Genomic DNA, 12,579 nt, shown 5'->3' with positions numbered 1-12,579 from the left:
CCCCTGTTGTATCATTATGAATGATATTATAAATGGATTGGTGGGACACCTTTATTCCCTCATTCTTGCGCAGATAACCTGATATTTGTCGTGGAGACCACTGGTCATTGGTGATATATTCCTTAATTCTCCAGACTAATTCGTTAGAGAGCCTGGCGTTCTTTACCGTTCTCTTTCTGCGCTGCATAGCCATATCGTGCGCCTTTGTCCAGATATACTTTTCTGATGGCGTGCTGTTGCGTTTGATTTCACGTGATAGTGTTGACTGACTGATGCCGACGATTGTGGCAATCTCTTTTCTCCCTGTTTTCTTTTGGAGTAAGGCGAAAATTTGCGACCTTTGCTCCGAGGTTAATTGATGATATTTCACAATACAAAGTTAATTAATCTTGGGGAGACAGAGGTCTCCCTTTTTTATTTGTATTGCTGGTTGTTTTTTTTCCTCGCCGAGAGATGCAGACAACCTCTCGCTACGCTTCGAGAACGTCTGCATCTCTCGGCGAGGGCTACTCTTTTATTGCACTTCGTTTTGGAACTTGCACCCGGAACTTCAACTCTAAGAAGATGTGAAAATGACAGAATGAAACATAAATACACCTTATTTTGCAACAACCATTCTTTTACTCCAAGTTTCACAACAAAAAGAAACTAACAAAGTGGAAGTGGTAACGCAAATGCTAAAATCATAGCACGACCTTTTTCTCATCTTTTCTCTCAATCCTAAAGAAAGAAAAAATCACTTTACCTCAAATCAATCATTGGGATTTTTCGGTGTCGCATGGCAGTGAGAAGTCCTTTATCTTTTCCAATGGTGTCCTGAATGATTTTTTTGAGTCTCTCACGCAAAGTTGCATCAAATCATGGGATCGGACGTATTTTGTTCCAATGCCGGACAGCACCAATCCTTTCATACCTCCAGTTCGTATTCAGATGATGGCAAACAGACGCTTGATGGCGCACATTCGCCCCGACCATCACCACGAAATTATATTACAAAAACTGCGTCCGGGACACGCTTTGTAATCTATTGATAATCAAGACGATATTAATTGCGATTTAAAAGCTTAGCTTTTGCGCTCCAATTCATGACCTTTTGCATTGCAAAAGCTTACCTTTTGGAAATCAAAAGGTAAGCTTTGGATAGATGAATGAAGAAAATTTAGGACATTATTGAACTTTTCTCATATAGCCGGGGAAAATTTTCGCGTTTTCAATGACTTGGCAAAACAAAGAACATGCTTATTTCTTGTCTTGCCCGGACAGACAGGTGTTGTTATGAGTTCATGGCGTATGGTCTTAGTTGCTAAGTTTCTAAATAACAAACATCTATAATTGAATATTTCCGATGGCGGTCATTAGAAGAAAGAACTAAAGTGGTTTCGACCAATTTGAGTTTAAGCGAAAGAAACTTCACTTCCCAATATCAACACGCCAATGCCTCTTACCTTGATAAATTGCATGCGAGTATGGAATAAAGGCTAATAAGTTTTAAAATTTTTGGAAGATTGAAGGTGATAAACTAAATTTGCAACGTATGAAGAAGATATTTATCATATCAACAGCCATTCTGCTGAGCATTTCTCTATATGGGCAAGATATCCATGATACCGAATCAATGGAGAGCACGGACATTGCACCTATAGAATCGGCACACCTTCAGGGTCCGAGAAAAGCCACAGAAGCTGAGAAGGAGTATGCACGCATGTTGGCTGAAGAACGCGTGCAGCAACAGCAAATCGACAATAATCTTCCTCTTGTTGATGAGAACGGACAAGTAATCACACCGAACGATATACACTATCCGTATTGGGATTACGGATGGGACACGAGTGCATGGCGACTTCACCGGGGATTGAACGTGAATGTGGGTGCATCCGTGTTTGCCAATTTTGGAAATGGCTGTCACAACGGAGCCGGCTTCACTCAAGACGTATCATTAATGTATGTTACCAATCTCTCACCCAAAACCACATTGGCAGTGGGAGGATATTTCAACAACATGATTTACGATGGTAACAACTATACCTCGGCAGGCATCAACGCTCTCTTGGGCTATCAGTTTGATGAACATTGGAGTGCTTACGCTTTTGTACAAAAAGCATTCACGTCAGACAATTTCAGCCCATGGCTGATGGGATGCGGAGCATTGGGATATGGTGGTTTCGGAATGGGCTACGCGCCTGCCTATTATGATTGGGGCTACCATCCTTATATGGGCTATGGATATTCCGGCATGGCAAATCGCTTCATGGACAGAATTGGGGGAGGCGTTACTTACCGATGGGGAGAACGCAATCAAAACTCCATCTCTATCAACGTGGAAGTGGATCGCATGCCACAACCAAAGAACAGAAACTACCTATATAATATAGGCAGATACGGCTATCCCGTGAGATAGGATAACAACCCAAACGGACTTCGGCAATGACCAAGAAAATGTGTAAAGGCTACGAAAGAATCCATTTCAGCCACAATTGTTGAAAGCTGAAGAACCTACAATAAACACGAACAAAAATATTACAAAATAATGAAACGAGTTAAGTATCTTTTAACAGCCGTTTTGGTAGCGACGCTCGCTGCCTGCGGTACAACTTCGACGGTGCCACTAACAGGGAGACAGCATAAAATCAGTGTTAGCGATGGCGAATTGTTGAGTTTAAGCAAACAAGAGTATGCCAAATTCATGGCATCGGCAAAGAAATCGACCAACATAAAGAACAGCCAAATGGTAACACGTGTGGGTAAACGACTGGCAACAGCCGTTGAAACCTACTTGAGAAGCAACGGCTATGCCAATGAGGTGAATAACTTCCAATGGGAGTTTAATCTCGTTCAAGACAAGCAAGCCAACGCTTTTTGCATGCCCGGTGGGAAAATCGTCGTTTTTGAAGGTCTGTTGCCCTACACACAAAACGAGTCCGGTCTTGCCATCGTGTTGGGACACGAGATAGCGCATGCCGTGGCAAAGCACAGCGCGGAACAAATGACCAAGAAACAAAACCAAAACATAGGGACTTCGGTCTTGGGAGCCGTCCTCAATTCAGCCATAGGCAGTGGCGTAGGCGATGTGGCATCGCAAGTGGCAGGAGAATATTTCACGTTCCAAAACCTGAAATACAGCCGTAGCAACGAGAACGAGGCCGACTATATGGGACTGATCTTCGCTGCCATGGCAGGTTACGACCCACAAAACGCAATAGGCTTCTGGCAAAGAATGGCAGCCTCATCGAAAAATTCCACATTGGAATTTTTCAGCAGCCACCCCTCAGATGCCAAACGCGTGGAGAACATCAAGAAATGGATGCCTGAAGCAATGAAATATTATAAAGGCAACAACACAAAGAAAAATCAAAGAACTTTGCATATCCGATAATGCGTTGAGAATTTATCCATCAACCATCTGGGCACCGATGAGCAGAACGACATGAATCATCCATGAACATTTGCTCATTGGTGTTTTTTTTTCACAAAAGTTGCCAAATTCAATATCTTTTACTAACTTTACCATCGAAATTAAAAACAAACAACTATGATAGAGTATTTTGCTCACAATCTTTGGTTGGCATGGATATTGGTCAGTCTTTTATGCCTCGTCTTAGAACTGACCAACGGCGACTTTTTTATTTTATGCTTCGCCATTGGTGGAACAGCAGCTGCCATTGTATCGGGAATAACAAACAGTATTACTATCCAAATCATCGTATTTGCCATTTCCACCCTGCTCAGTATATTTTTTGTCCGTCCCATGGCACTGAAGTATTTTCATAAAGGAGGGGAGCACCGCGTTTCCAACGCCGAAGCACTCATCGGTCGCGTGGGGGTGGTAACAGAAAAAATCGAGGCCAACGGCTACGGAAGAGTAAAAATTGACGGCGACTCATGGAAAGCGCAGTCATCCGAAAATGCAGAAATAGCGATTGGAATGTCCGTACGCGTCATTCAGCTTAACTCTATCATCATCACCGTTGAAAAAGCCTGAGATATATAGAAAACACCAAAACATTTATCATTATGAATATAGGATCCATCGTTTTAGCAGCCATTATCCTGTTGGTCATTGTTTTTGCCAAGATGGCAATTGTAATCATTCCACAAAGTGAGACACGCATCATCGAGCGACTCGGAAGGTATTATGGCACTTTCCAACCCGGTATCAATATCATCATACCATTCATCGATCGCGCAAAAGAAATCGTTGCCTTGAGAAATGGAAGATACAGCTACACCACCTCCATCGACTTGCGCGAACAGGTATATGACTTCGACCGCCAAAACGTTATCACCAAAGATAACATTCAGATGCAAATCAATGCCTTGCTGTACTTTCAGATTGTCGATCCGTTCAAGGCTGTGTATGAAATCAACAACCTTCCCAACGCCATCGAAAAACTTACCCAAACAACGCTTCGTAATATCATTGGCGAGATGGAACTGGACCAAACGCTTACTTCTCGCGACACCATCAACACGAAATTGCGTTCCGTACTCGACGATGCCACCAACAAATGGGGCATCAAGGTGAACAGAGTGGAACTGCAAGACATTATCCCCCCGGAGAGCGTCTTGCAGGCAATGGAGAAGCAAATGCAGGCAGAACGCAACAAGCGAGCCACCATTCTTACCAGCGAGGGCGAGAAGCAAGCAGCCATCCTACAATCAGAAGGTGAGAAAACCTCGCGCATCAATCGCGCGGAAGCCGAACGCGAACAAGCTATCCTCATCGCGGAAGGAGAAGCGCAAGCACGCATTCGAGTAGCAGAAGCGGAAGCTGTTGCCATCTCCAAGATAACCGAAGCTGTCGGGAAAAGTACCAATCCTGCCAACTACCTTATCGCACAAAAATACATTCAGATGATGGGAGAATTGGCAAAGAATGAGAACCAAAAGACCGTTTACCTGCCTTATGAAGCTACGGGCATGATGGGTTCTATCGGTGGTATCAAAGAAATGTTCAAAGGAGAATAAATCTTTTGCAGCTATATAGAATTCTATGTCAGAAAAAAAGAAAGAATTAAGAATTTGCATATTTTGCGGAGCACGCCCCAATTTCATAAAGGTGGCTCCCATCATCCGCTTGGTGGAGAAGATGCAAGGTGGAGAAGATGACTCACGCAAGGTGTCCTACTCGCTGGTTTATGCCGGCAAGGCTGATGATACTACGCTGGAGGATGGTTTATTTACCAATCTTGAGATCAATCGTCCGGATGTTTGTTTGGGAGTGGTTTGTGAAAACCTTAACGACCTTACGGGTCAGGTAATGTCCAAATTCGAGCTTTATCTTCAAGCACACCCCACAAATGCTGTGATTGTGGTGGACGATCTCGCATCCACTATGGCAGCAGCTATCGTAACCAAAAAGCAAGGCATTACCTTAGTGCACATCGCTGCCGGCACACGCTCATTCGATATCACGATGCCAAAGGAAATTAATCGGTTAGTGATTGACGGACTGTCGGATATCCTCTTCACGGCAGGGCTGAGCAACAACAGCATAGCCAACAAAGAGGGCGCGGAATTGTCGAAAGTATATATGGTCGGAAATATTCTCATCGATAACATCCGCTATAACCGCGACCGCATGAGAGGCTTGACGGCAGATGACATACCGGCATTGAAGGATCTGCACCTGAAGGAGAAACAATATCTGCTTTTCACGCTGAACAGAAAAGCACTCATGAGCGACAAGGTAAATTTGGAGAAGATGCTCACCGCCCTGACGGAAAGTGCCGGCAACATGCCGATAATCGCCCCATTGCGCCAATCGGCAAAAGCCACCATCGCCGACATGAAGGTGGTGAAATGTAAGAATTTACACGTCATCGAACCATTAGGATATTTAGACTTCGGATATCTTGCCGCCCATGCTTGTGGCGTAATAACCGACTCGGGAAATGTGGCGGAAGAGGCAACATTCAATAATGTGCCTTGTGCCACACTGAATAGTTATACCGAACACATCGAAACGGTGAAGAAAGGAACAAATCTCCTCGTTGGTGAAGACGCCGAAAATCTTCGTGAAGCCGTGAAAGATATGGTAAACGGCAGATGGAAAGCATCCGAACTGCCTGATAGATGGGACGGCAGATCGGCAGAGAGAATTGTCAGAACACTAATCGATGTGGTGAAATAGCCCCCATTGCGAAGGAAGCGAGGACGAGCATTTGACTTGCCCTCGTCTTTTTTTACTGCTTTTTGCGTAAATTAAATATTCCGGCAATTCTATCCTCCACCTTTTTTGTAACTTTGTAACTGACATGCAGAAAGAACAGGATAATTTTACGATACTGACACAGGCACCCGTCCACCGGATTGTCATCAAGATGGCAATCCCAACCATCATCTCAATGATGGTAACCGGCGTCTATAACATTGTCGATACTTATTTTGTAGGACAGTTGGATACACAATCCACGGCTGCCGTGGGTGTCGTCTTTTCCGTTGTTTTCTTTATTCAAGCATGTGGCTTTTTCTTCGGGCACGGCTCCGGAAACTATATCTCGAGGGAATTGGGCGCACGGAGAAGAGAGAATGCCGTGAAGATGGCATCCAATGGTTTTTTCTATTCCTTTCTTTTAGGCATGGCAATTCTCATCGCAGGATTGCTTTTTCTAAAGCCTCTGTCAGTGTTACTGGGCAGTACGCCCACTATTCTCCCCTATACGGAACAATATTTGGGAATCGTACTCTTATCGGCTCCTTTCCACACAGCTTCGCTAACCCTCAACAACCAAATGCGACTGCAAGGAAACGCCGCTTACTCGATGATTGGTATCGTTTCCGGAGCCATCCTGAATATCCTCCTCGACCCCATTTTTATTTTTCTCTTGGGAATGGGCATCAAGGGAGCGGCATGGGCAACGGTTATAGGGCAGGTGGTTTCGTTTCTCATTTTGTTCTTCATGGCACGACACAAGAAGAACATCGGTATCTTTTTCAAGAATTTCACTCCCTCTTGGAAGGCAATGAAAGAGATTTTTTACGGAGGCAGCCCCTCATTCATGCGACAGGGACTGGCTTGTTTGGCAACGATGACCCTGAACATCGCTGCCGGCGCATATGGCGATTCCGCAATAGCGGCAATGAGTATTGTTAATCGTATCTCAATGTTAGTACTCGCGGCAGTGATTGGCTTGTGTCAGGGTTTCCAGCCCATTTGTGGATTCTGCTATGGGGCAGGACTTTATTCCCGTTTGCGCGAGGCCTTTAGGTTCACGCTGAAGTTAGGAACCATTTTCCTGTTGTGTGTTACTGTTGTTGGGTGGCTGGTTAGCAGTTCGCTGATAGGGCTTTTCCGCAACGACCCAGAGGTGATAGCCATCGGTGTTGTGGCATTCCGCTGGCAACTCTGCACCTATGCGCTCTGTCCTTTTATCATTGGCAGCAACATGCTGGCACAGACGTGTAGGAAACCAGTACGTGCCAATATCCTTGCAGCTAGCCGGCAAGGGTTGTTTTTCATACCTCTGATTTTTACTTTGCCCATGTTTTTCGGGTTGTTGGGAGTCGAAATGTGTCAGGCTGTCAGTGATGTGCTGTCGTTTGCCGTGACGATTCCCATCATGATATATACCTTCAAAGAATTCGCAAGAGAAGAAGTTGTTCGGGGAACGACGGTGAATCAACATACAAAACAGGAGGAATTATGACAAGACTGTACATCAAAAATATGGTTTGCGATCGTTGTAAGATGGTGGTCGATAAGCTATTGCAAGAATTGGGCTTGTCTCCGCAACGCATAGACTTGGGCGAAGTGCTGATTGAGGGTGAGCTGGGAACGGAGAAACGTGTTGAGCTGATGGAAAAACTGGCAGCATTGGGCTTCGAATTGCTCAGTGACAGACGGCAGAAGACCATCGAATTGGTAAAAAAAGCTCTGATTCGGCAGGTTCATCACAGAGACATTAATTCGCCTTTGAACATTAGCGAATATCTTTCAGACGAGCTTCACCAGAACTACAATACGCTTTCCAAACTCTTTTCTGAAGTGGAGGGAAAGACAATAGAACGCTATTACATAGAGTTGCGTATCGAACGGGTCAAGGAACTTATCCGTTACGACGAACTTTCACTATCGCAGATCGCCTTACAGATGAATTATTCATCAGCGGCTTATCTCTCAACGCAGTTCAAAAGCGTGACGGGCATGACTCCATCACAATTCAAAGCTTTGAAAGAGAATAACCGAACGAGCATTGACAAGGTATAAACGATGCGAAATCTTATAAGTCTTACCCATAAAATTATAACAGACTGAGGTGATTTAATGCTTATCTTTGTAGCAGATAAATTATTATTCACAATTAAATATTAAAGTTATGGTAAGGAAAATATATTCAGTTAGCGGAATGAAATGTGAGCACTGCAAGGCAAACGTTGAACAATCATTAAAGTCTTTGTCAGGTATTCAGGACGCAAAGGTAAGCCTCGTCGATGCCAATGTTACGGTTGAGTTTGACGAGAATGACGTAAGCCCACAACAAATTAAAGAGGTTGTAGATAGTTGCGGCAGGTATGAGCTGACATTATAGCTGGCAAGCTGTTGCCTGTCAGCAGCGAAGTAACGACGTAATGGTTTCAATCGTAATTTTTAATTGATGTTTTATGAAGAGAACTATACCTGTTGTTGGTATGGCATGTGCTTCTTGCTCTGCCAACGTTGAACGAAAACTCAACAGTTTGCCGGGAATAACGAGCGCAACCGTCTCCTTGCCGGGGCGGTCGGCACTGGTTGACTACGACCCTGAGCAGATTTCGCTCATGGATATGAAAGCAGAAATCAACGGAATCGGCTACAATCTAATTATCGATGATGGCCAGTCGGTCGAGGAGATAGAAAAAAGGGAGTACGTTTTGTTGAGGCGTAAGACCATCATATCCTGGCTGTTTGCCATTGTTGGCATGGCTATCTCAATGCGTTGGATAGACCTTGGCTCAGCGAGGATGACCAATCAGACCGCCATGCTGATAGCTTTGGCAAACCTTCTGTACTGCGGAAAACAGTTTTACGTGAGCGCTTTCAGGCAACTCAGGCACCGAACGGCGAACATGGACACACTTGTCGCCCTCTCAACGTGTATCGCTTTCCTTTTCAGTGCTTTCAATACGTTCTGGGGCGATGAGGTTTGGACCACCCGCGGTATAGCATGGCATACCTATTTCGATGCTTCGGTGATGATAATCACCTTCGTTCTCACGGGTAGGCTGCTGGAAGAAAAGGCAAAGGACGGAACAGCTTCCTCCATTAGAAAGATGATGGGCCTGGCCCCTAAGACCGCCCACATCGTCAACGGCGATCAAGTGGAGGAAGTTCCATTATCTACCATTGAAGTTGGAGATATCCTTGAGGTTCGCCCTGGTGAGAAAGTGCCTGTCGATGGCGAAGTTCTTTCTGCTGAAAGCTTCATGACGGCAGGTGTGGCATATGTCGATGAGAGTATGTTGACAGGCGAACCGACTCCAGTGGACAAGCGCAAGGGCGACCGTGTGATGGCAGGGACGATACCAAGTCAAGGAAAATTCCGAATGAAGGCAAGGCAAATAGGCGAGGACACTGCCCTTGCGCATATCATTCGTATGGTTCAGGAAGCGCAAGGGTCAAAAGCGCCGGTTCAGCGCATTGTTGACAAGGCTGCATTGGTGTTTGTTCCCGTTGTGACGGGTCTTGCCCTGGCTACTTTTCTTTTGTGGTGGCTTATTGGTGGCTATGCCTATCTGCCACAAGCGATAGTCTCGGCTGTGTCGGTGCTTGTTATAGCGTGCCCTTGTGCAATGGGATTGGCCACACCTACCGCACTGATGGTGGGAATAGGCAAAGCCGCTGATAAGGGAATCCTCATCAAGGATGCCAGCGCTTTGGAGGTGTTGCGCAAGATAGATGTGCTTGTAACGGACAAAACTGGAACTCTGACGATTCCCAACAAGAATGTTGACTTCACAAAGGCTGACAGTCTGGCCTTTGATGCCCGTGAGACGTTGAAACCCAATGCGAGGAAAGCCATGGAGGAACTGCAGCAAAGTGGAATAGAAGTCTATATGATGAGTGGCGATAAGGAAGAGGCCGTCGGCTACTGGGCATCGAAGGCTGGTATAAAGCATTATAAAAGCCAGGTCATGCCACAGGATAAGGAAAAGCTCGTGAAGGAGCTGCAAGCCGATGGCAAGTGTGTGGCAATGGTTGGCGACGGAGTTAACGACATGCAGGCGCTTGCCTTGGCCAATGCCAGCATTGCAATTGGCAAGGGAACGGATGTAGCCATGGACGTAGCACAGGTGACTCTCATGGGGGATGATCTGCAAATGCTTCCCGATGCCGTAAAACTTAGCAGGCACACCGTAAGGATGATATGGCAAAACCTATTTTGGGCTTTCATCTATAACCTGATTTGCATTCCACTTGCAGCAGGCTTGCTCTATGCTTTCGGCATCGATTGGCAGATAACTCCTTCGTGGGCGAGTGCATTGATGGCATTTTCCAGTGTGAGTGTGGTGCTCAACAGTCTGCGGCTAAAGTTTGGAAAGTAACGTACAATTGTCTTCCGATCGAAACAAGAAAGCTAACAAAAAAGGGTGTGCCGGAATAGGTACACCCTCGCTTATCAAATAAATGTATGATACACATTGTCAAAAGATGACTTTAACCTTCAGTCTCTTCTTTCTTCTTTCGCGTAGATCTCTTTTTCTTGGGCTTATCATCTGCGTTTTCAATCTTAATGCCTGCCAGCTCTGGATCAATGAGGATACGTCCGCAATATTCACAGACGATGATTTTCTTGTGCATCTTGATGTCGAGTTGTCGCTGAGGTGGAATTTTATTGAAGCAACCTCCGCAGGCATCGCGCTGCACATAGACAATTCCCAAACCATTGCGTGTACCTTTGCGAATGCGTTTGAAGCTGCGAAGCAATCCCGGCTCTATCTTTGTTTCTATTTCACCGGATTTTTCCTTTAATGCTTCTTCCTCTTCACGTGTTTCCTGCATGATTTCCTCAAGCTCTCCGCGCTTCTCTTCCAAAGCCTTTCGACGATCGCTGAGGAGTGCTTCATTCTCGGTGAGCACTTCCTGACAGTTCTGCACTTTAGCCTGAGCTTCCTCTATCTTCTTCTTGCACACCCCTATCTCCAAAGTTTGGAACTCTATTTCCTTGGTCAGCGTGTCGTACTCGCGGTTGTTGGCAACGGTATCAAGCTGTGCGGTATAGCGTTCCAGACTCGCTTGAGCTTCTTTGATTTCACCCTTCTTCTGCGTTTCTGCCTTCTGCAACTCACTGATTTCGTTATTGATTTTATCAATACGGGTCTTCAACCCGGCAATCTCATCCTCAAGGTCGCGCACCTCAAGAGGTAACTCTCCGCGCAACGCACGCTTCTCATCAATGGAAGAGAGTGTGCTTTGCAATTGATAGAGATTCTTCAGTTTCTCTTCTACCGGTAAATCTTTGGGATCTTTCTTTGCCATGTTTCTTGTATTTAAATGATTATATTTTCTAATTAGAAATAAATGATAGGATTTGTGTTTATCCTTGTCAGATGACACGCCACACCCGGGCAGTGCTTCTTAATGATGTCGCGGAACACTTCATTCGTGAATTGCTCACTCTGATAATGACCTATCGCACAGATTTGGATTTCCTGATCATGACCAAAATAGTCGTGATAGTGCATCTCGCCCGTGAGAAAAGCATCTGCACCGACCCGCAAGGCATCGCTCAACAGAAACGAACCTGCACCACCACAGAGGGCAACCTTTCTTATCTCGCGACGCAAGAGTTGGTTGGCTTGCACACATTCCACTTGGAACAAGCGTTTCAGTAGCAGTATGAAGTCATCTGCCGCCATGGGCTCGGCAAAGGTTCCGATTACACCCTCACCACCTTTCACCTCGGTATCAGCCGTCATTATGGTCTGCGTTTTTCCGAGAAAAGAGATGTCTTTGAGTCCAATCTTTTCAGCAATCTTGAAGTTCACTCCCCCCGGAGCGGCATCGATGTTCGTGTGCATCGCCACGATGGTTATGTCGTTCTTGATTGCTTTCATCACAAGATGCTCCACATAGTTGGCATCGGATATTTGCGACAGACGACGGAAGATGAGCGGATGGTGCGCCACAATAAGATTGCAGCCCAACTCCAATGCCTCATCAATGATACTGTCGGTTACATCAAGAGACAACAAAGCCCCTGATACTTCCGTCCCTGTTAATCCTACTTGCAGACCGGCATTGTCATAGTCTTCCTGCAAGGGCAGAGGCGCAAATCGTTCAAGGGCATCAATAACATCCTTTATTTTCACGCTACGCATAAGTTTTGCTTGCAAAGATACGAATTTAAACTTGAATATCGCCACATCAACGCATATTTCTTCATAAAAAGCCTTCGTTAGCCGATAACGCAGAGTCAACCAGCAAGTGCAAAATTATAAAACGTATTTGAAGAATTCACACTTTGGAGTAGAAAAGTTTAATTTTTCTCTCGGTCTTTCGTTCAATTTCTTTTGTATCGACATAATTCTCTTGTCTGTGTAATGTTCAAACGAATCCTTTTTCGGTATATATTGTCTGATTAGTTTATTTGTATTCTCAAT

The 12,579-nt window shown here is 45.2% G+C and carries 12 protein-coding genes; 9 read left to right on the top strand and 3 right to left on the bottom strand.

The window, feature by feature from the left end:
* A partial coding sequence (locus E0E16_RS05905) for a helix-turn-helix domain-containing protein (protein ID WP_165444186.1) occupies nucleotides 1–370 on the bottom strand: 370 nt, incomplete at its 3' end.
* Nucleotides 371–1,534: 1,164 nt separating this feature from the next.
* Here E0E16_RS05905 and E0E16_RS05900 point away from each other — a divergent pair.
* From E0E16_RS05900 to E0E16_RS05860, 9 genes are all read left to right on the top strand, one after another.
* Complete coding sequence (locus E0E16_RS05900; RefSeq protein ID WP_130829540.1) at nucleotides 1,535–2,398, top strand: hypothetical protein; 864 nt, start codon at nucleotides 1,535–1,537, stop codon at nucleotides 2,396–2,398.
* Nucleotides 2,399–2,527: 129 nt separating this feature from the next.
* The gene (locus E0E16_RS05895; protein ID WP_130829539.1) at nucleotides 2,528–3,373 is read left to right on the top strand and encodes a M48 family metallopeptidase; all 846 of its coding nucleotides are present in this window, start codon (nucleotides 2,528–2,530) and stop codon (nucleotides 3,371–3,373) included.
* Nucleotides 3,374–3,529: 156 nt separating this feature from the next.
* Nucleotides 3,530–3,979, top strand: coding sequence for an NfeD family protein (locus E0E16_RS05890; protein ID WP_130829538.1), 450 nt, complete (start codon nucleotides 3,530–3,532; stop codon nucleotides 3,977–3,979).
* A 32-nt stretch (nucleotides 3,980–4,011) separates the two neighbouring features.
* A complete protein-coding gene (locus E0E16_RS05885) occupies nucleotides 4,012–4,965 on the top strand; it encodes an SPFH domain-containing protein (protein ID WP_130829537.1) in 954 nt (317 codons plus the stop codon).
* Between the two features lie 25 nt (nucleotides 4,966–4,990).
* Nucleotides 4,991–6,130, top strand: coding sequence for a UDP-N-acetyl glucosamine 2-epimerase (locus E0E16_RS05880; protein ID WP_130829536.1), 1,140 nt, complete (start codon nucleotides 4,991–4,993; stop codon nucleotides 6,128–6,130).
* Between the two features lie 124 nt (nucleotides 6,131–6,254).
* Nucleotides 6,255–7,646 carry an MATE family efflux transporter gene (locus E0E16_RS05875; protein ID WP_130829535.1) on the top strand — a complete coding sequence of 464 codons (1,392 nt, stop codon included), beginning with the start codon at nucleotides 6,255–6,257 and terminating at the stop codon, nucleotides 7,644–7,646.
* Entirely contained in the window at nucleotides 7,643–8,206 is a 564-nt protein-coding gene (locus E0E16_RS05870; protein WP_130829534.1) for an AraC family transcriptional regulator, read from the top strand. The genes E0E16_RS05875 and E0E16_RS05870 overlap by 4 nt, the downstream gene beginning before the upstream one ends.
* Before the next feature lie 109 nt (nucleotides 8,207–8,315).
* Nucleotides 8,316–8,528 carry a heavy-metal-associated domain-containing protein gene (locus E0E16_RS05865; protein ID WP_130829533.1) on the top strand — a complete coding sequence of 71 codons (213 nt, stop codon included), beginning with the start codon at nucleotides 8,316–8,318 and terminating at the stop codon, nucleotides 8,526–8,528.
* Nucleotides 8,529–8,601: 73 nt separating this feature from the next.
* Nucleotides 8,602–10,521, top strand: a complete 1,920-nt coding sequence (locus E0E16_RS05860; RefSeq protein WP_130829532.1) for a heavy metal translocating P-type ATPase — start codon at nucleotides 8,602–8,604, stop codon at nucleotides 10,519–10,521.
* A 112-nt stretch (nucleotides 10,522–10,633) separates the two neighbouring features.
* Here E0E16_RS05860 and E0E16_RS05855 read toward each other — a convergent pair whose 3' ends face one another.
* Both E0E16_RS05855 and E0E16_RS05850 read right to left on the bottom strand, forming a co-directional pair.
* Entirely contained in the window at nucleotides 10,634–11,455 is an 822-nt protein-coding gene (locus E0E16_RS05855; protein ID WP_130829531.1) for a zinc ribbon domain-containing protein, read from the bottom strand.
* Between the two features lie 32 nt (nucleotides 11,456–11,487).
* Nucleotides 11,488–12,297: a Nif3-like dinuclear metal center hexameric protein gene (locus E0E16_RS05850; RefSeq protein WP_130829530.1), complete on the bottom strand. Its 810-nt coding sequence runs from the start codon at nucleotides 12,295–12,297 to the stop codon at nucleotides 11,488–11,490.
* Between the last annotated feature and the right edge of the window lie 282 nt (nucleotides 12,298–12,579).

This window comes from Prevotella rectalis, assembly GCF_900607215.1.
GTDB lineage: Bacteria > Bacteroidota > Bacteroidia > Bacteroidales > Bacteroidaceae > Prevotella > Prevotella brunnea.
Note: the sequence above shows the minus strand (reverse complement) of the source record. Positions and strands in the feature narration are given on the sequence as shown.

Coding starts and splice junctions, on each gene's coding strand:
- E0E16_RS05895 (WP_130829539.1), top strand. CDS start 2,528: ATGAAACGAGTTAAGTATCTTTTAACAGCCGTTTTGGTAGCGACGCTC.
- E0E16_RS05855 (WP_130829531.1), bottom strand. CDS start 11,455: ATGGCAAAGAAAGATCCCAAAGATTTACCGGTAGAAGAGAAACTGAAG.
- E0E16_RS05865 (WP_130829533.1), top strand. CDS start 8,316: ATGGTAAGGAAAATATATTCAGTTAGCGGAATGAAATGTGAGCACTGC.
- E0E16_RS05870 (WP_130829534.1), top strand. CDS start 7,643: ATGACAAGACTGTACATCAAAAATATGGTTTGCGATCGTTGTAAGATG.
- E0E16_RS05885 (WP_130829537.1), top strand. CDS start 4,012: ATGAATATAGGATCCATCGTTTTAGCAGCCATTATCCTGTTGGTCATT.
- E0E16_RS05860 (WP_130829532.1), top strand. CDS start 8,602: ATGAAGAGAACTATACCTGTTGTTGGTATGGCATGTGCTTCTTGCTCT.
- E0E16_RS05880 (WP_130829536.1), top strand. CDS start 4,991: ATGTCAGAAAAAAAGAAAGAATTAAGAATTTGCATATTTTGCGGAGCA.
- E0E16_RS05900 (WP_130829540.1), top strand. CDS start 1,535: ATGAAGAAGATATTTATCATATCAACAGCCATTCTGCTGAGCATTTCT.
- E0E16_RS05850 (WP_130829530.1), bottom strand. CDS start 12,297: ATGCGTAGCGTGAAAATAAAGGATGTTATTGATGCCCTTGAACGATTT.
- E0E16_RS05890 (WP_130829538.1), top strand. CDS start 3,530: ATGATAGAGTATTTTGCTCACAATCTTTGGTTGGCATGGATATTGGTC.
- E0E16_RS05875 (WP_130829535.1), top strand. CDS start 6,255: ATGCAGAAAGAACAGGATAATTTTACGATACTGACACAGGCACCCGTC.